Annotated in this window: 15 protein-coding genes; 2 read left to right on the top strand and 13 right to left on the bottom strand. The window is 71.9% G+C overall.

The window, feature by feature from the left end; translation table 11 throughout:
- Positions 1-15: 15 nt before the first annotated feature.
- The 6 genes from FGE12_RS00585 to FGE12_RS00560 all read right to left on the bottom strand — a co-directional run bounded on the left by FGE12_RS00585 (position 16) and on the right by FGE12_RS00560 (position 6428).
- Entirely contained in the window at positions 16-711 is a 696-nt protein-coding gene (locus FGE12_RS00585; RefSeq protein ID WP_194797426.1) for a peptidylprolyl isomerase, read from the bottom strand.
- A 56-nt stretch (positions 712-767) separates the two neighbouring features.
- A complete protein-coding gene (gene rnc, locus FGE12_RS00580) occupies positions 768-1592 on the bottom strand; it encodes a ribonuclease III (RefSeq protein ID WP_194797425.1) in 825 nt (274 codons plus the stop codon).
- Between the two features lie 6 nt (positions 1593-1598).
- Entirely contained in the window at positions 1599-2603 is a 1005-nt protein-coding gene (gene meaB / locus FGE12_RS00575) for a methylmalonyl Co-A mutase-associated GTPase MeaB (RefSeq protein WP_370458834.1), read from the bottom strand.
- Positions 2604-2651: 48 nt separating this feature from the next.
- Positions 2652-3596 carry a hypothetical protein gene (locus tag FGE12_RS00570; protein ID WP_153864262.1) on the bottom strand — a complete coding sequence of 315 codons (945 nt, stop codon included), beginning with the start codon at positions 3594-3596 and terminating at the stop codon, positions 2652-2654.
- Positions 3597-3606: 10 nt separating this feature from the next.
- Positions 3607-4749 carry an acyl-CoA dehydrogenase family protein gene (locus FGE12_RS00565; protein ID WP_153864261.1) on the bottom strand — a complete coding sequence of 381 codons (1143 nt, stop codon included), beginning with the start codon at positions 4747-4749 and terminating at the stop codon, positions 3607-3609.
- A 149-nt stretch (positions 4750-4898) separates the two neighbouring features.
- Complete coding sequence (locus tag FGE12_RS00560; RefSeq protein WP_153864260.1) at positions 4899-6428, bottom strand: acyl-CoA carboxylase subunit beta; 1530 nt, start codon at positions 6426-6428, stop codon at positions 4899-4901.
- 232 nt (positions 6429-6660) lie between these two features.
- On the opposite strand from FGE12_RS00560, the gene FGE12_RS00555 reads away from it, so the two are divergent.
- On the top strand, positions 6661-7002 hold the full coding sequence (locus FGE12_RS00555) for a YtxH domain-containing protein (RefSeq protein WP_153864259.1): 342 nt from the start codon (positions 6661-6663) through the stop codon (positions 7000-7002).
- Between the two features lie 90 nt (positions 7003-7092).
- Here the strand turns inward: FGE12_RS00555 and FGE12_RS00550 are convergent, their stop codons facing one another.
- A complete protein-coding gene (locus FGE12_RS00550; protein ID WP_153864258.1) occupies positions 7093-7869 on the bottom strand; it encodes an enoyl-CoA hydratase-related protein in 777 nt (258 codons plus the stop codon).
- 128 nt (positions 7870-7997) lie between these two features.
- Between FGE12_RS00550 and FGE12_RS00545 the strand changes: the two genes are divergently transcribed.
- A complete protein-coding gene (locus FGE12_RS00545) occupies positions 7998-9914 on the top strand; it encodes a TIM44-like domain-containing protein (RefSeq protein WP_153864257.1) in 1917 nt (638 codons plus the stop codon).
- Positions 9915-9953: 39 nt separating this feature from the next.
- On the opposite strand, the gene FGE12_RS00540 is transcribed toward FGE12_RS00545, so the two are convergent.
- From FGE12_RS00540 to FGE12_RS00515, 6 genes are read right to left on the bottom strand one after another with little or no spacing between them, the layout of a single operon-like run.
- A complete protein-coding gene (locus tag FGE12_RS00540) occupies positions 9954-10928 on the bottom strand; it encodes a hydroxymethylglutaryl-CoA lyase (RefSeq protein ID WP_194797424.1) in 975 nt (324 codons plus the stop codon).
- Positions 10895-11299, bottom strand: a complete 405-nt coding sequence (locus FGE12_RS00535; RefSeq protein ID WP_153864256.1) for a cobalamin B12-binding domain-containing protein — start codon at positions 11297-11299, stop codon at positions 10895-10897. Before FGE12_RS00535 ends, FGE12_RS00540 begins: the two co-directional genes overlap by 34 nt.
- Complete coding sequence (locus tag FGE12_RS00530; protein WP_194797423.1) at positions 11292-12020, bottom strand: class I SAM-dependent methyltransferase; 729 nt, start codon at positions 12018-12020, stop codon at positions 11292-11294. The genes FGE12_RS00535 and FGE12_RS00530 overlap by 8 nt, the downstream gene beginning before the upstream one ends.
- A gap of 27 nt (positions 12021-12047) precedes the next feature.
- Complete coding sequence (locus tag FGE12_RS00525) at positions 12048-13988, bottom strand: methylmalonyl-CoA mutase (RefSeq protein WP_194797422.1); 1941 nt, start codon at positions 13986-13988, stop codon at positions 12048-12050.
- A gap of 56 nt (positions 13989-14044) precedes the next feature.
- Positions 14045-15232 (bottom strand): aminotransferase class I/II-fold pyridoxal phosphate-dependent enzyme, encoded by a 1188-nt coding sequence (locus FGE12_RS00520; RefSeq protein ID WP_153864255.1) that lies wholly within the window; start codon positions 15230-15232, stop codon positions 14045-14047.
- A 33-nt stretch (positions 15233-15265) separates the two neighbouring features.
- Entirely contained in the window at positions 15266-16210 is a 945-nt protein-coding gene (locus FGE12_RS00515; protein WP_153864254.1) for a phosphatase PAP2 family protein, read from the bottom strand.
- Positions 16211-16537: the final 327 nt, after the last annotated feature.

Genomic DNA, 16537 nt, shown 5'->3' with positions numbered 1-16537 from the left:
GTGTGTGCCCCGGCCTCAGGGCTTGTGGGCCGCGGAGGCGCCCTTGCCCTTGGCCGGAGCCGCCTTCGCGGGAGGCGCCTTGGCCCCCGGGGCCCGGTCGCTCAGGACCACCTTGCGGATGACCACCGGCTCCTCGGGGCGGTTGCCGCGCGAGGTGGGGACCTTGGAGATCTTCTCCACCACGTCGTAGCCCTGCACGACCTCGCCGAAGATGGTGTGGCGGTCGTTGAGGTACTGGGTGGGCGCCACGGTGACGAAGAACTGCGAGCTGTTCGTGTCCGGGCGGCCCACGTTCGCCATCGCCGCCATGCCCGGCTTGTCGAAGGTGTGCCCGTTGTGGAACTCGTCCGGCACGTTGAAGCCCACGCTGCCCGCGCCGGTGCCGGTGGGGTCGCCGCCCTGGATCATGAAGCCCGGGATGACGCGGTGGAAGGTGACGCCCTCGTAGAGGGGCTTCTTCGTGGGCTTGCCGGTCTCCGGGTTCGTCCACTCCTTCTGCCCCGTGGCCAGCCCCACGAAGCTCGCCACCGTCTTCGGCGCGTCCTTGGAGAAGAGGCGGAGGGTGAAGTCGCCCTGGCTCGTCTGCACCGTGGCCCACACGTCCTGGCCGGCCGCGACGCGCTGGGTCCACTTGTTGCCGGCGGCGAAGGCCGGGGCAGCGAGCATCAGGACGGCGAGCAGCAGCGCGGAGAGGGAGAACGGGCGGGACATCGGGCGGGGCTCCTGAGGGGGCGCGATGTAGGCGTAAAGCCGACGGGCGCCGGACCTTATTCCTCTGGACCTACCCCACCAAGCCCTTTCACGGGAGCCGATTCCGGGGCGACACCGGGCGCTGCCGGCGCCTGCTCGCCCGCGCTGTGAGCGGGCGACTGCTGCGCGGCGCGCAGCATGGCGAGCGTGGCGCGGGCCGCCGCCTGCTCGGCCTCCTTCTTGTTGCGCCCCGTGGCGCGCGCGTAGAGGTTCGCGCCGATGGTGACCTCCACCTCGAACTGCTTCGCATGCTCGGGGCCGGACTCGGAGACCAGCCCGTAGCGCGGGCTGATCTTCAGCCGCGCGTGGATCTCCTCCTGCAGCAGCGTCTTGTAGTCGAGCCCGTGGCGGCCCTCGGCCAGCTCCACGAAGGCGTCCGCGAAGTGCAGGTCCACGAGCTTCAGCACCTCGGGGAGCCCTCCGCCCAGGTACACCGCCGCGATGACCGCCTCCATCGCGTCCGCGAGCAGGGAGGCACGGTCGCTGCCGCCGGTGCGCTGCTCGCCCCGGCCCAGCAGCAGCAGCTCCCCCAGCCGAAGGCTGCGGGCCACCCGCGCGAGCCCCTCCTCGTTGACGATGAGGGCGCGGCGCTTGGTCAGCTCGCCCTCGTTCGCCGCGGGGTAGCGCTCCATGAGCCGGTGGCTCACCGCGAGATCGATGACCGCATCCCCGAGGAACTCGAGCCGCTCGTTGTCGGTGAGCCCCTCGTCGCGGTGCTCGTTGACGTAGCTCTTGTGGGTGAGCGCCGCCCGCCCCAGCTCGGGCCTGGCGAAGCGCAGCTGCAGCCGCTCCTCCAGGGCCTGCACGCGCTCGGTGGCGCTCAGCTTTTCGCCCGAGCCCACGCGCCGCTACTCCGCCAGCTGGTGCGCCAGCTCCTCGGCGAGCGCGTAGGGGTCCGCCTGGCGCGAGGCGATGCGCCCGGCCACCTCGTCCAGCTGCCCCTTCTCGCGCTCGAGGCGCTCCAGCGCGCTGCGCAGCAGGCGCTCGCGCAAGAGCGTGACGAACTGCATCGCCGCGCGCGTGCGCTCCTTGAGCCCGCGCGTGCCGCTGCTGTCGAGGAAGGCCCGGTGCTGCTCCACCGCCTGCACCAGCTTGTCCACGCCCTGGTCGCGCGCGGCCACCACCTTGAGGATGGGCGGCTCCCACTCGGGCGCGGCGGCTTCCGCGGCCGGCTCGGGCGCCTGCGTGCCCTCGGCCTTCGCGCGCACCATGCGGTGGTACGCGTCGTGGTCCAGGGGTGGGGCGCGCACGGCGTGGCGCAGCTCGAGCATCATGCGCAGCTCGCGCACGGTGCGGTCCGAGCCGTCCAGGTCCGCCTTGTTCACCGCGAAGACGTCCGCCACCTCGAGGATGCCGGCCTTGATGGCCTGGATGTCGTCGCCCATGCCGGGCACCACCACCACGATGGTGGTGTGCGCCATCTGGGCGATGTCCAGCTCGTCCTGGCCCACGCCCACCGTCTCCACGATGACCACGTCGCGGCCCATCGCATCCATCACGCGGATGCAGTCGCCGGTGGCGCGCGAGAGGCCGCCCAGGTTGCCGCGGGTGGCGAGCGAGCGGATGAACACGCCGGGGTCGGTGGCGTGGTCCTGCATGCGGATGCGGTCTCCGAGGATGGCGCCGCCGGTGAAGGGGCTCGTCGGGTCCACCGCGATGACCCCCACCGTCTTGCCCGCCTGCCGGTAGTGCGCGATGAGGCGGTCGGTCAGGGTGCTCTTGCCCGCGCCGGGCGAGCCGGTGATGCCGATGACGTAAGCGCGGCCCGTCCTGGGGAACAGGGCCTGCAGCTCGCCGGTGGCGCCGGGCGCCCCGTCGTCGATGTTGCGCATCAGCCGGCTGGCGGCCCGCACGTCACCTTCCAGCACCCTCTGGGACAGACTGGACTTCGTTGCCAAGACTCACTCCCCTTCGGAATGCGGGGCTGCCTCTCCGCCCACCACCTGCACGGCCTCGGGCGGGACGTGGAGCAGCCGGGAGACCAGCGCCACCACGCCCGGGAACTCCTCGAGCTCGAAACGCTCGGCCCACAGCTTGCCCTGCGCTCCCGCCAGCAGGCCGCGGAAGCTGCGCCCCGCCACCCGTGCGGCGGCGAAGCGGTACGTCTTGCCCTCCACCACCACCTCGGCGAGCAGCTCCAGCGCGCTGCGCGGCGGGACGATCAGCCCCGCCCCGAAGGTGGCCACGAGCTCGCTGTAGCGCAGCGGCGCCTCCTGCGGCTCGGCGGCCTCCCGGGGCGAAGCCGTCTGGGGGGCGAGCTCCTCACCCACCAGCGCCGCGAGGTAGCCGACCAGGGCGCTCTTCTCCCGGAACTCCGAGAGGTCGAAGGGCGCCGCGGCCGCCTCGGGGATGTCCAGCGTCGCCCCGTCGCGCTCGGCGCGGGTGAGCCGGAACTGGCCCTGGCGGTCGGCCGTCAGCGTGAGCTGCAGGAGCGCGCGGCCCCGGCCCCCGGTGCCCTCCACGGCCACGACCGCGTCGAGCTCGGCGCTCAGCTCGAGCGAGTCCGGGTCCACCCGCGGCGTCACGCCCAGGACCTGGAGCTCCGCGGAGCGGCGCTGCATGCTCAGGATGGCCGCGTTGAAGAGGGCGCTCACCTGCGCCTCGAGGTCCGCCGAGCGCTCCACGCCCGCGAGAGGCACGGGCGCGAGCCCCCGCACCTCCGCGGGCGCCACGGGGAGGAGCGCGCCTTGCGCGCCTTCGCCCTCGGGCCGCAGGCGCACCTGGTCGATGAAGTGGCGGGTGAGCGGATTGACGAGCGGCAGCGAGTGCAGCTCGAGCACCGCCTCGCCGCCGCCCTCCTCCGCCTCCCACGCCAGCCCGAGCTTCTGAAGGAGTGCCGCGTCCATCGGGTCCTTGCTAGCCCTTGAAGATCTCGCGCGCAATGATGCTGCGCTGGATCTCGCTGGTGCCCTCGCCGATCTCGCACAGCTTCGCGTCGCGCAGGTAGCGCTCCACGGGGAACTCGCGGGTGTAGCCGTAGCCGCCGTGGATCTGCACCGCCTTGTTCGCCGCGCGGGTGGCCACCTCGGAGGCGAAGAGCTTCGCCATGGAGGCCTCGCGGCTGTAGGGCTGCTTCGCGTCGCACAGGCGCGCCGCGCGGTGCACGAGCAGGCGCGCCGCCTCCAGCTCGGTCTTCATGTCCGCCATCATCCAGCGCAGGCCCTGGAACTCGGAGATGGGCTGGCCGAAGGCGGTGCGATCCTTGGAGTACTGCACCGACTCCTCGAGCGCCCCGCGCGCGAGCCCCACGCTGAGCGCGCCGATGGTGATGCGGCCGCGGTCGAGGATCTTCAGGGTGTCGATGAAGCCCTGGCCCACCTCGCCCACGCGCTGCGAGTCCGGCACCTCCACGTTCTCCATGATGAGCTCGGCGGTGTCCGAGGAGCGCATGCCGAGCTTGCCGTGGATGGCGCGCTGGCTGAAGCCCTTCATCCCCTTCTCCAGCGCGAAGGCGGTGATGCCCTTCTGCTTCTTGGAGGGGTCGGTGAGCGCGAGCACCACGAACACGTCACCCACGGTGCCCTGGGTGATGAACATCTTGGCGCCGTTGAGCACCCAGGTGTCGCCGTGGCGCACCGCGGTGGTCTTCATGCCGGCCGCGTCCGAGCCGCTTCCCGGCTCGGTGAGGCCCCACGCGCCCAGGTACTCGCCGGTGGCGAGCTTGGGCAGGTACTTCTTGCGCAGCGCCTCGTTGCCGAACACGCGCAGGTGGCTGGTGCCCAGGCCGTTGTGGCTCGCCACGGTGAGCGCGAGCGAGCCGTCGTAGCGGGCGATCTCCTCGACCGCCACGGCCACCGCCAGGCAGTCCAGCGCCGCGCCGCCGAACTCCTCGGCCACCAGCATGCCGAGCACGCCCAGCTCGCCCAGCTCCTTCACGACCTCCATCGGGAACTTCTCGTCGCGGTCCCAGTCGCGGGCGTACGGCTTGACCTTGCGCTCGCAGAAGTCGCGCAGCGACGCCTTCAGGGCGCGGTGAGTCTCGGGCAGTTCGAAGTCCATGGGATCGAGGATGTATCGCAAAGGGTGGCGCGGCGGGGCTTTCGCGGGCCCGGCCGCAAGTTGCGCTTCTCGCAGCGTCCGCCCGTCACTCATCCCGGCGCGGCAGAGCGTCGGGAGTCGGACGGACGGGCAGCCTGTGGCGCGGCGTGTCAGACCGGCAGCACGCCGTGCTTCTTCTCCGCGCGCGGCTCGAAGCGCCGGCTGTACAGGGCATAACGCTTGTCCAGCTCGGCGCGCAGGCTGTCTCCGGGGACGATCTCGTCGATGACGAGCTCGCCGGCGAGCTTGTAGATGTCCACGTCCGCCCGGTACTCGTCGCGCAGCTGCTGCACGTAGGCAGCGCGCTCGGCCTCGGGCTTCTCCTGGATCTTGTTGAAGTACACGGCGTTCACCGCCGCCTCGGGGCCCATCACGGCGATCATCGCCTGGGGCAGCGCCAGCGTGGCCTCGGGGGCGAAGCCCGGGCCGCTCATGGCGTAGAGGCCGGCGCCGTAGGCCTTGCGCACCACCACGCAGATGCGCGGCACGCTCGCCTCGGAGACCGCGAAGATCATCTTCGCGCCGGCGCGGATGATGCCCGCGCGCTCCACCTTCGTGCCGATCATGAAGCCCGGCACGTCCGCGAGGTACAGCAGCGGGATGTTGAAGGCGTCGCACAGCCAGATGAAGCGCGCGGCCTTGTCCGCCGAGTCCACGAAGAGCACGCCGCCCTTGTACTTGGGCTGGTTCGCCACGATGCCCACCGGGCGCCCGCCGATGCGCGCGAGGCCCGTGATCAGCTCCTGGGCGAAGAGCTTCTTCACCTCGAACCAGCTCCCCTCGTCGATGAGCTCCGCGATGAGGGCGTGCATGTCGAAGGGCTTGTTCTGGTCGCCCGGGATGATCTCGTCCACCCGCTTGCCGCTGGCCTTGGGGGCCTTGGGCTCCACGGTGGGGGGCAGCTGGCGGAAGTTCTCCGGGAAGTAGGAGAGGTACTTCTTCGCGGCGGCAATGGCCTCCGGCTCGCTCTTCACCAGCACGTCGCCGCAGCCCGAGACGGAGCAGTGCATCTTCGCGCCGCCCATCTCCTCGAGCGTCACCTTCTCGCCGATCACCATCTCGGCCATGCGCGGGCTGCCCAGGTACATGGAGGCATTGCCGTCCACCATGATCACCAGGTCGCAGAAGGCCGGGATGTAGGCGCCGCCAGCGGCGGAGGGCCCGAAGAGGAGGCAGATCTGCGGCACCTCACCCGACAGGTGCACCTCGTTGTAGAAGATGCGGCCCGCGCCGCGGCGGCCGGGGAACATCTCCACCTGGTCCGTGATGCGCGCGCCTGCGGAGTCCACCAGGTACAGCAGCGGGCAGCGCAGCCCCTTCGCCGTCTCCTGGATGCGCAGGATCTTCTCCACCGTGCGCGCGCCCCAGCTGCCGGCCTTCACCGTGGAGTCGTTGGCCATGATGGCCACGGTGCGGCCGTCCACCTTGCCCACGCCGATCACGACGCCGTCGGAGGGCAGCTCCGGGTCCATGTTGTTGGCGAGCTTCGCGTCCTCCACGAAGGAGCCCTCGTCCACCAGCAGGCGGATGCGCTCGCGGGCGAACAGCTTGCCCGCCTCGGCGTTCTTGGCGTGGTACTTCTGGGCGCCGCCCTTTTCGACTTGGGCGATCTTCTGGAGCAGGTTCTGGTCGAGAGACATGGCGCGGGCGGCATAGCAAAATCCCGCCTGCCTGGCTGCCCCGAGTGTGCGCTGCCGGCGCGCATCGTCCCGGGGATCGTCATGCGAGCAACGCCTGGAGCGCCCGCCTGGTCGCACGGGCGGATTCGCACCTCCCGGGGGGATGCCCCGCTGCCCTGCCCGCCCTACCTTGGGCACGATGGAGGGGGTGGGCCCCCTCCGGCTACCCGCACCACAGGACAGGGGGAACTCGATGTTCGCGAAGAAGGCGAAGTGGAAGACCAAGGGCCTGCTCTACAAGAACTGGCTCGAGAACAAGCTGACGGACGACCTGCCCCGCTACTCCAAGGAGAAGTGGGACGACTTCGACGCCGACGACGTCCTGAACCTCATCGGGCTCGCCAAGCACAAGCCGGTCTCCACCGGCCTGGGCGTGACGGGGGCCTTCCTCCTGGGCGCCGCCGCCGGCAGCATCGTGGCCCTGCTGCTCGCGCCGAAGCCCGGCTCGGACCTGCGCACCGACGTGCGCGAGAAGGCCATGAACTACCTGGACAAGGCCAAGAACACCCGCAGCGAGACCCAGGCCAGCGCCTAGGCACGCACGCGCCGCGCAAGCCGCGCACACACGGGACGCTCCGGGAGACCGGGCGTCCCGTCGTCGTTTCTGCGCAGCCCGGGTGGCGCCCTAGCGGCCCTTGAACACGGGCGGCCGCTTCTCGGCGAAGGCGCGCAGCCCCTCGAGCCGGTCCTCCGTCTTGAGCACGGCCTCGTACTTCTGCAACTCCAGGGCGAGCGCCTGGTCGAGCTCCATCGCCACGCCCTCGTCGATGGCGTGCTTCGCGGTGGACACCGCCACGGGCGCGTTCTCCACGATCGCCTCGGCGAGCGAGTACGCGGCGTCCAGCAGGCGCCCCTCGGGGGCGAGCCGGTTCACCAGCCCGATGCTGAAGGCCTCGGCGGCGTTGAGGCGGCGGCCGGTGAGGATGAGATCCTTCGCGCGGCCCGGCCCGATGAGCCGCGCGAGCCGCTGGGTGCCGCCGCCGCCGGGGATGATGCCGAGCTTCACCTCGGTGAGGCCCAGCTCCGCGGCGGGCGCGGCCACGCGCAGGTCGCAGGCGAGCGAGAGCTCCGTGCCGCCGCCGAAGGCCGTGCCGTTGAGCGCAGCGATGAAGATGCAGTCGCTCTTCTCGATGGCGCGCAGCGTGCGGCGCAGCTGATCGAGGAAGGCGCGCACCTCGGGCTCGCTCATGGTGCTGCGCTCCTTGAGGTCCGCGCCCGCGCAGAAGGCCTTGTCCCCCGCCCCCGTGAGGATGACCGCCCGGGTGTCGCGCGAGGCCGAGACCCGCTCGACCAGGCTGGCGAGCTCCTGCAGCATCGCGCGGCTGATGGCGTTGCGGCGCCCCTCCCCGTCGATGGTCCAGATCTCGATGGGACCGCGCGCGTCGATCTTGAACTCCGGCATGCGTCTCGCTCCTCGTTCGTAGGCCCTTCGTACGGCCAACGGGGCCACGAGAGGGCCCCAGCTGGGTGCGGCAGACTGCGTCCGGCCGCAGGCCCTGGCAAGGCGGAAAGGCGGTAGAGTCCGAAGCGATGCGCACCCCCACCCTCCCGCGCCGGGGCGGGCGCAGGCCCCTGGCCGCGCTGCCCACGCTGCTGTCCCTTCTCGTGCTGCTGCTGGTGCCCTGCGTGGCGCTCGCCCGCGCCGGTGGCGGCGAGCACTACCGCGGCCACGGCCCGAGTGGCGGCGGGGGCGACGGCGACTTCGGCTTCATCCTCTGGATGCTGCTGGATCTCACCCTGCACTACCCGCAGCTGATGCTGCCGGTGCTGGGGCTCGCGGTGGTGGGCTACGTCGTGTACCAGCGCCGGCTCAGCCCCCGGGGCAGCACCCAGCGCGCCTTCCAGCAGCGCGAGGCCGAGCTGCGCACGCAGGTCTCCTCGCGGGACGTGCAGGGCTGGGTGAACGCGCTGCAGCTCAAGGACCCGGGCTTCGAGCTGCTCCCGCTGCTCGACCGCACGAGGGGCCTCTTCGTGCGGCTGCAGGAGGCGTGGTTCCGCCGCGACCTGACCGCCCTGCGCCCCTTCCTCTCGGACGCGACCTACCAGCGCCTGGGGGTGCAGCTGCAGCTGCTCTCGGCGCAGGGCGTGCGCGACGCCATGGCGGACGTGCAGGTGCTCGAGGTGCAGATCATCGGGCTGAACCAGAGCCGCTGGTTCGACAGCGTGCAGCTGCGGGTGCGCGCCCAGATGCGGGACACGGACGTGCCGGCGGGCATGAGCGACGAGGCGGCGCTCGCGGCCGCGCGCCGCGTGGCCCCCGAGCCCTTCGTCGAGGTGTGGACCTTCGTGCGCCGCCCGGGCGCGCTCACGCGCATCGGGCAGGACCTGTACCAGGGCAAGTGCCCGAACTGCGGCGCGCCGTTCCGGGGCGGCGCGAGCAACGCCTGCGAGTATTGCAGCGCCATCGTGAACAGCGGCAACTACGACTGGACGCTCTCGGAGATCACCCAGGGCAGCGAGCACGTGCGCCACCACACCACCGTGGACGGCCTGCTCGACGCCCGCCAGGCGGACCCGGCGCTCAACCTCGAGATGCTCGAGGACCGCACCTCGCTCGTGTTCTGGCGCTGGGTGGAGGCGCAGAGCCGAAGGGATCCCACCCGCCTCGCGAAGCTCGCCCACGCGGACGCGCTCGCGGCGCTCTCCGCCGAGCTCGAGGCGCTGCGGCGCCAGGGCCGGCGCAAGGTCTTCCTCGAGTGCGCAGTGGGCGCGGTGCTCACGCGCGCGCTCGAGGTGCACGCGGGGGACTGGGACCGGGCCCACGTGGAGGTGCGCTGGAGCGCGCGCATGGGCGTGGGCCCCGAGGGCGAGCGCCCGCCGCAGCTTCCCACCGTGCCCCAGCGCTGGATGTTCACCCTGCTGCGCCGCCACGGCGCGCTCACCCCCACCGAGCACGGCCTCTCCACCGACCGCTGCCCGCAGTGCCACGCACCGCTCACCGACAGCGCCGCCCCCAGCTGCGACTACTGCAGCACGCCCCTGGGCAGCGGCGAGCGCGACTGGGTGCTGCACAGCGCCCTGCCCTTCGAGGCCTGGGATGCGCGCGAGGCGGCGCGCGTGCGGGCGCCCCGCAGCGGCGCCCCACCGGCCGCGCCGACGGATGCCCCGATGGACGCCCAGGAGCGCCAGCGGCTGCTCTACATGATGGCGGCGCTCGCGGCGGCGGACGGCGAGGTGGACGCCCGGGAGCGCCGGCTCCTGCGCACCTGCGCCGAGCGCTGGAGCGTGCCGTGGGTGAACGTGGAGCGGGCGCTGAGCGCCGGTCCCGCGCTCTTCGACCGGCTCATCCCCACCGCCTCCGCCGAGGCGGAGGTGTTCCTGCGCCACATCGTGCAGATGGCGCTGGTGGACGGGCGCGTGGACCGTCAGGAGCGCCGCATGCTCGAGGCGGCGGCGCAGCTGCTGGGCATCCCCGAGCGGCTCGGGCCGCTGCTCGCGGGGCGCTGAGCGCGGGAGCGCCCCTCCCTGCGGGAGCGGACCCCGGGCTCAGGTGGCGGCGCGGCGCGAGGCCTTCTTCTCGCGCTCGCCGAGCGCGGCCTGCAGGTACTTGCCCGCGAGCTTGCGGCCGATGAGCTCCTGCGCGATCTCCCCGGCCTCCACGAGCTTGTCCAGGTCGATGCCGGTGTCCACGCCCATGCCGTGCAGCATGAAGACGGCGTCCTCGGTGGCGAGGTTGCCGGCCGCTCCGGGCGCGTAGGGACAGCCGCCGAGGCCCCCGATGCTCGCATCGAAGGTCGTCACGCCCGCAGACAGGCCCACCAGGGCGTTGGCGAGCGCGGTGCCGCGCGTGTCGTGCAGGTGCAGCGCGATGCGGTCCACGGGGATGTGCGGCGCGAGCGCCTCGAGGATCTGCTCCGTCTGGCGCGGGGTGCCCACGCCGATCGTGTCCCCCAGGCTCAGCTGGTAGATGCCCGCGTCGGCGAGCTCGCGGCAGATGCCCACCACGCGCTCCACCGGCACCGCGCCTTCGTAGGGGCAGCCCCACACCGTGGAGAGGTAGCCGCGCACGCGCATGCCCTCGCCCGAGGCGGCGTGGATGACCTCCTTGGCCCCCGCCACCGCCTCCGCGATGCTCTTGTTGATGTTCTTCTTCGAGTGGGCCTCGCTCGCGGAGATGAAGACCGCGGCCTCCTCCAGCCCGGCGTCCCGCGCGCGAGAGAGCCCCTTGAGGTTGGGCACCAGGGCGCTGAACACCACGCCCGGCTTGCGCCCCACCAGGCGCAGGAGCTCCTCGGCGTCCGCGAGCTGCGGAATCCACTTGGGGCTGACGAACGAGGTGACCTCGATGCGCTTCTCACCCGCCGCGACCAGCGCCTCGATGAGGCGCGCCTTGTCGCGGGTGGGCAGCGTGCGCAGCTCGTTCTGCAGCCCGTCGCGAGGGCCGACCTCGTAGATGTCGACCTTGCGCGGGAGCGAGTTGAGCCAGCCTACAGGCGGCTGGAGATGTTGTTTCGGATCCACTGGACGATGTCCTGCGTCGAGCTGCCGGGCGTGAAGATCTCGGTCACCCCGAGCTTCTTCAGCTTGGGAATGTCGTCGTCCGGGATGATCCCGCCACCAAAAACGGCGATGTCGGTGGCCTGGCTGCCCTTGAGCAGATCGATCACCGCCGGGAACAGGGTCATGTGCGCGCCGGACATGATGGACATGCCGATGGCGTCCACGTCCTCCTGCACCGCCGCGTTCACGATCATCTCGGGGGTCTGATGCAGCCCCGTGTAGATGACCTCCATGCCGGCATCGCGCAGCGCCCGGGCGATGATCTTCGCCCCGCGGTCGTGTCCGTCCAGGCCCGGCTTGGCCACCAAAATTCGAAGCTTCCTCTCAGCCATGTGTGCGCTCTGCTCCCAAGATGAGGTCGGTCGAGGTGGACGACAACGGCTCCCCCGCCAGGCCGCCGTGCACCCATGCCACTGAAAACCCGGCACTTTCCAGCAGTTGTGTCAGATCCGCGAGCGGATAGTAACGAATGGCGTATGCGCCGCACAGCACGCGGCCATCAGGAATGCTCAAGCGCCGCTCCCCGTGGTCGCGTCCCGTGCGGGGGTCGAAGCGGCTCGTCTCCTCCAGAACGCTCCCGTCGGGAAGCGCCTGGCGGAACGCCGCCTCGGGCGCGGCCGCCATCCGCTCCCAGGGCACCGTCTGCAGCACCAGGGGCGCGCCGGGCCGCAGCACCCGGGCGAGCTCGCGCAGCATCTCCCGGTGCTCCTCGTCCGAGTAGGTGAAGAGGCTGGTGTACCAGGCGTAGGCCCCGGCGAGCGCCCGGGCGCCGAAGGGCAGCGTCCGGAGGTCTCCCCGCACCACGGGAAAGCCCGGCAGCCGCTGCGCAAGCGAGCGCTCGTCGCGCTCCAGGCCCATGACGCGCCCCGCCAAGGGCCCCTCCCGGTTCAAGGGGGCCGCGTGGCGGCCGTGGCCGCAGCCCAGGTCCACGACCCAGCCGGCAGGAGCGCGCGGGCCGAGCGCGCGCGCGAGGTAGTCCACCTCGCGCGCGGTGAGCTGCTCCGAGAGGAACGGGAGGGTGGAGCGCAGGTACAGCTCGCCGAAGAAGCTCACGGCCCTGCCCTCCCCTCGCGCGCCGCTCTAGAACGCGCCGCCCTCGCGGTAGGGGCCCCACACCTTGCGGAACACGTCGCACACCTCGCCCAGCGTGGCGTAGGCCTTCACCGCCTCGAGCACCGCGGGCACCACGTTCTCGGTGCCGCGCGCCGCCGCCTCCACCTTGGCGAGCGCCGCGTTGACGGCCTCGTTGTTGCGCTCGGCCTTCACCTGCTTGAGGCGGGCGATCTGCTCCTCGGCCACCTTCTCGTCGATGTGCAGCAGCTCGATGGGCGCGCTGCCCTCGCTCTTGAAGGCGTTCACGCCGACGATGAGCCGGTCGCCCTGCTCCACCTCGCGCTGGAAGCGGTAGGCGCTCTCGCCGATCTCCTTCTGCGGGTACTGCTCCTCCACCGCGCGGATGATGCCGCCCATCTCGTCGATGCGGCGGATGTACTCGAGCGCGCGCTTCTCCATCTCGTCGGTGAGGTACTCCACGTAGTAGCTCCCCGCGAGCGGGTCCACCACGCGGTCCGCGCCGGACTCGTGCGCGATGAGCTGCTGGGTGCGCAGCGCGATGGTGACCGACTCCTCGGTGGGCAGCGCGTAGGTCTCGTCCAGCGAGTTGGTGTGCAGCGACTGGGTGCCGCCGAGCACCGCGGCGAAGGCCTGCAGCGCCGTGCGCACCACGTTGTTGTAGGGCTGCTGCGCGGTGAGGCTCACGCCGGCCGTCTGCGCGTGCGTCTTGAGCTGCATGGAGCGCGGGTTCTTCGCGCCGAAGCGGTCGCGCATCACGTGCGCCCAGATGCGGCGCGCGGCGCGGAACTTCGCGACCTCCTCGAAGAAGTCGTTGTGCACGTCCCAGAAGAAGGAGAGCTGCGGGGCGAAGCTGTCCACGTCCAGCCCGCGCTTCACGCACTCCTCCACGTAGCCGATGCCGTCCGCGAGCGTGAAGGCCAGCTCCTGCACCGCCGTCGCTCCGGCCTCGCGGATGTGGTAGCCGCTGATGGAGACCGGGTACCACTTGGGCATGTTCTTCGTGCAGAACTCGATCATGTCCGTCACGATCCGCACGGCGGGCCGCGGCGAGACGATCCACTCCTTCTGCGCGATGTACTCCTTGAGCATGTCGTTCTGGATGGTGCCGGCGAGCTTCTCCATCGGAACGCCCTGCTTCTCACCCACCGCGATGTACATGCACAGCGCGACCACGGCGCTCGCATTGATGGTCATCGAGGTGCTGACCTTCTCGAGCGGGATGCCGTCGAAGAGGACCTCGAAGTCCTTGAGCGAGGAGATGGCCACGCCCTCCTTGCCCACCTCGCCGCGGCTCATGGGGTGGTCCGCGTCGTAGCCCATGAGCGCGGGCATGTCGAAGGCGGTGGAGAGCCCGGTCATGCCGTGGCTGATGAGGTACTTGAAGCGCTTGTTCGTGTCCGCGGGCGTGCCGAAGCCGGCGAACTGGCGCATGGTCCAGAGGCGGCCGCGGTACATGGACGGCTGCACGCCGCGGGTGAACGGGAACTGACCCGGCAGCCCGATGCGCTCGAAGTCCTCGGCCTTGCGGTCCGCCGCGGTGAGCACGTCCGGGATGGGCACGCCCGAGTCGGTGATGAAGCCGGGGCGGCGCAGCGGCGCCTTCGCGGTGATCTTCGCGAGCTCGCCCTTGGCCCACACGTCCGTCGCCTTCGCCACGGCCTTGAGCGCCGCCGCGTCGTAGACCTTGGTGCCCTTGCCGGCCTTGCGCGCCGCGGGCTTCGCCGCGGCCACCGCTGCGACCTTCTTCGCGGCCTTCTTCACCGGAGCGGCCACCGCCTTCGCGGCCTTGGACACCTTGGACACCTTGGCGAGGGCGCCGCGCTTCTGCGGAGCCTTGGCGGAGGCCTTGCCGGCGGCCTTGGAGGACTTCGCCGGGGCGGGCTTGGCGGTGCGGGAGGCGACGGAACGGCTGAGCTTCTTGGGGCTGGGCGGAGTGCGCGCGGGCATGCCCGGCCTAGTAGCAAAGGGGGTTGGGGGTCGCAAGGCGCGCAAGAGCGCGCGCTTCACCCCGTGCGCGCCAGGCCACGCACCAGCCGGCGGCGCGCCTCGTCCAGCACCGCCTCCGTTTTGCAGAAGGCAAAGCGGGCGAAGCCCTGCCCGAGCGCGCGGTGCTCCGGAGAGTAGAAGACGCTGGGCGGGATGGCCGCCACCCCCACCTGCGTCACCAGGTGCCGGCAGAAGGCCACGTCGTCCGCGAAGCCGCGCCCGCGGATGTCCGCCATGGCGAAGTAGCTGCCCTCCGGAGCGTGCGCCGTCAGGCCCGCCTCGCCGAGCGCCCCGAGCATCCGCGCCCGCTTGTCCGTGTAGAGGGCGGTGAGGTCGCGGAAGTACGCGTCCGGCAGCCGCAGGGCCACGGCCACCGCCGCCTGCAGCGGCGAGGGCACGGCGAAGGTGATGAACTGGTGGGCGCGCTGCACCGCGTCACGCAGGGCCGGCGGCGCGATGGCCCAGCCGATCTTCCACCCCGTGAAGCTGAAGCTCTTGCCCGCACTGCTCACGGTGACGGTGCGCTCGCGCAGCTGCGGGAGCGTGGCCGCGCGCAGGTGGCGCGCGGGCGCGAAGACGAGGTGCTCGTAGACCTCGTCCGCGAGCACGTACGCGCCGCGCTCCTCGCACAGGCCCGCGAGCAGCTCCAGCTCCGCGCGCGTGAACACCTTGCCGGTGGGGTTGTGCGGGGTGTTGAGGACGAGCAGGCGGGTGCGCGGCCCGAAGGCGGCGCGCACCTCGGCCTCGTCGAACCACCAGGTGGCGTGCTGCGCGTCCGGCGGGTGCAGGGGCACGTGGCGCGCGACGCCGCCCGCGAAGGCGATGCTCGCGTCGTACGAGTCGTAGACCGGCTCGAACACCACCACCTCGTCGCCCGGGTTCACCAGGCCCAGCAGCGTGGCGAGGATCGCCTCGGTGGCGCCGCTGGTGACGGTGACCATGGTGTCCGGGTCCACGCCCTGGCCGTAGAAGCGCTGCGCATGCTCCGCGATGGCCTGACGCAGGTCGCGCGCGCCCGCGCTCAGCGCGTACTGGTTCACGCCGTCGCGGATGGCGCGCTGGGCAGCCTCCTTCACCGCGTCCGGCCCGTCGAAGTCGGGGAAGCCCTGCCCCAGGTTCACCGCGCCGTGCTGGACGGCGAGCGCGCTGAACTCGGAGAAGACGGTGGTGCCGAAGCGGGAGACGCGGGCTGCCAGCACGGACATGGAGGCTCCTGGGGGCTCGTGGCGCGGGAGGGCTCACTGCGGTTCGGACTCCGGGACGCCGGGCTCGGCGCGCGCCACGGCGCCCTCCGTATCCGGCAGGCGACGGTAGAGCGCCTCGGCCGCCGCCGCCACCCCGCAGGCGAGCGGCAGCGCCGCGGCGAGGTCCACCGCGTAGTGGAAGCGGCCCACGAGCGTCGCGGCGATGAGCCCCGCGCACGGCGCGAGCGCCACCCAGAAGACGCCCCGGGCGCGCCGCCACGCGGTGATCAACACCAGCAGCGCGAGCCCCGTGTGCCCCGAGGGAAAGCAGTCGCGCAGGAAGGCCGGGAGCATCATCAGCCCGGCGAGCCGCGGCGCGAGCCACAGGCCCCGCAGCGGCTCGGCGAAGTGGGCCGCGAGGAAGAAGCGCGGGCCCACGGCCGGCACCAGCGCATAGAGCGCGTAGTTGGCCGCGAGGTAGACGGAGACCGCGAGCAGGAAGGTCTCGAAGGCGCGGCGCTCGGCCCGCGCGTACAGCGCGCCGGCGAGCACCAGCGACCAGACGAAGTGCCCGTAGTAGCAGACCAGCAGCACGTCCTCGAGCCAGCGCGGGCCGTGCTGCTCGGCCCACAGGGCGAACTGCACGCCGAGCAGGTGCGCGTCCAGCTGCGCGAGCTGCGCGTCGTAGAGCGGGTGCCCCACGGCGTCGACGAGCGGGTTGAGCAGCGTGTGCGCGAGCCCCGCCACCGGCAGCATCCAGAAGGAGGCGAGCAGCCGCAGCGTGCGGCTTTGCGGCGCACGCGCCTGCAGCCAGCGCAGGAGCAGGGGCCCCAGCGCGAGCACTCCGAAGCCCGCCGCCGAGCGCGCTGCCCCGGGCGCCCAGCGCCCCCAGGGGGAGAGCAGCGCGAGGCTCGCGCCCGCGCACACGGCGACGATCACCGCGTCCACTGGCAGCAGGCGCACCGGGAGCTGCAGGGGGCTGGGGGCGGTAGGCCTCACGCCTACAGTCTGACACGCCTGTCAGGGTTGCGGCCTGATCTCGGACGCTGCGGCGGCCGGCGCGGCGCCGTGTTAAACGCTGCACGCGAGCACACGGACGGGCGGTCCGCCTGCTCCGCGGATGTTGCCGATCCCACCGGAGGCCCGCCTGCCTTCTTGGCCTCCAGGGGAATTGAGTGTTCTCCCAGAGTTAGGACCGGGACCCGGCCTTCGCCTTGACACCGCCAGACCCAATCTCTAAGAGCCGCCCCCGCGTCGACGCGGAGCGGCACCCGCCGGAAGGCTCCGCCTGGAATGCCCATTGCACTCCAGCTCGCCCCCTTTATC

This window comes from Aggregicoccus sp. 17bor-14 (genome assembly GCF_009659535.1).
Taxonomy (GTDB): domain Bacteria; phylum Myxococcota; class Myxococcia; order Myxococcales; family Myxococcaceae; genus Aggregicoccus.
This window is presented reverse-complemented; position numbering and strand designations above follow the sequence as displayed.

What these genes read in the sequence shown, in the direction of transcription:
- FGE12_RS00585 (WP_194797426.1), bottom strand. Translation starts at nt 711, where the DNA reads ATGTCCCGCCCGTTCTCCCTCTCCGCGCTGCTGCTCGCCGTCCTGATG.
- FGE12_RS00560 (WP_153864260.1), bottom strand. Translation starts at nt 6,428, where the DNA reads ATGTCTCTCGACCAGAACCTGCTCCAGAAGATCGCCCAAGTCGAAAAG.
- FGE12_RS00555 (WP_153864259.1), top strand. Translation starts at nt 6,661, where the DNA reads ATGTTCGCGAAGAAGGCGAAGTGGAAGACCAAGGGCCTGCTCTACAAG.
- FGE12_RS00550 (WP_153864258.1), bottom strand. Translation starts at nt 7,869, where the DNA reads ATGCCGGAGTTCAAGATCGACGCGCGCGGTCCCATCGAGATCTGGACC.
- FGE12_RS00545 (WP_153864257.1), top strand. Translation starts at nt 7,998, where the DNA reads ATGCGCACCCCCACCCTCCCGCGCCGGGGCGGGCGCAGGCCCCTGGCC.
- FGE12_RS00570 (WP_153864262.1), bottom strand. Translation starts at nt 3,596, where the DNA reads ATGGACGCGGCACTCCTTCAGAAGCTCGGGCTGGCGTGGGAGGCGGAG.
- FGE12_RS00525 (WP_194797422.1), bottom strand. Translation starts at nt 13,988, where the DNA reads ATGCCCGCGCGCACTCCGCCCAGCCCCAAGAAGCTCAGCCGTTCCGTC.
- FGE12_RS00535 (WP_153864256.1), bottom strand. Translation starts at nt 11,299, where the DNA reads ATGGCTGAGAGGAAGCTTCGAATTTTGGTGGCCAAGCCGGGCCTGGAC.
- FGE12_RS00520 (WP_153864255.1), bottom strand. Translation starts at nt 15,232, where the DNA reads ATGTCCGTGCTGGCAGCCCGCGTCTCCCGCTTCGGCACCACCGTCTTC.
- FGE12_RS00565 (WP_153864261.1), bottom strand. Translation starts at nt 4,749, where the DNA reads ATGGACTTCGAACTGCCCGAGACTCACCGCGCCCTGAAGGCGTCGCTG.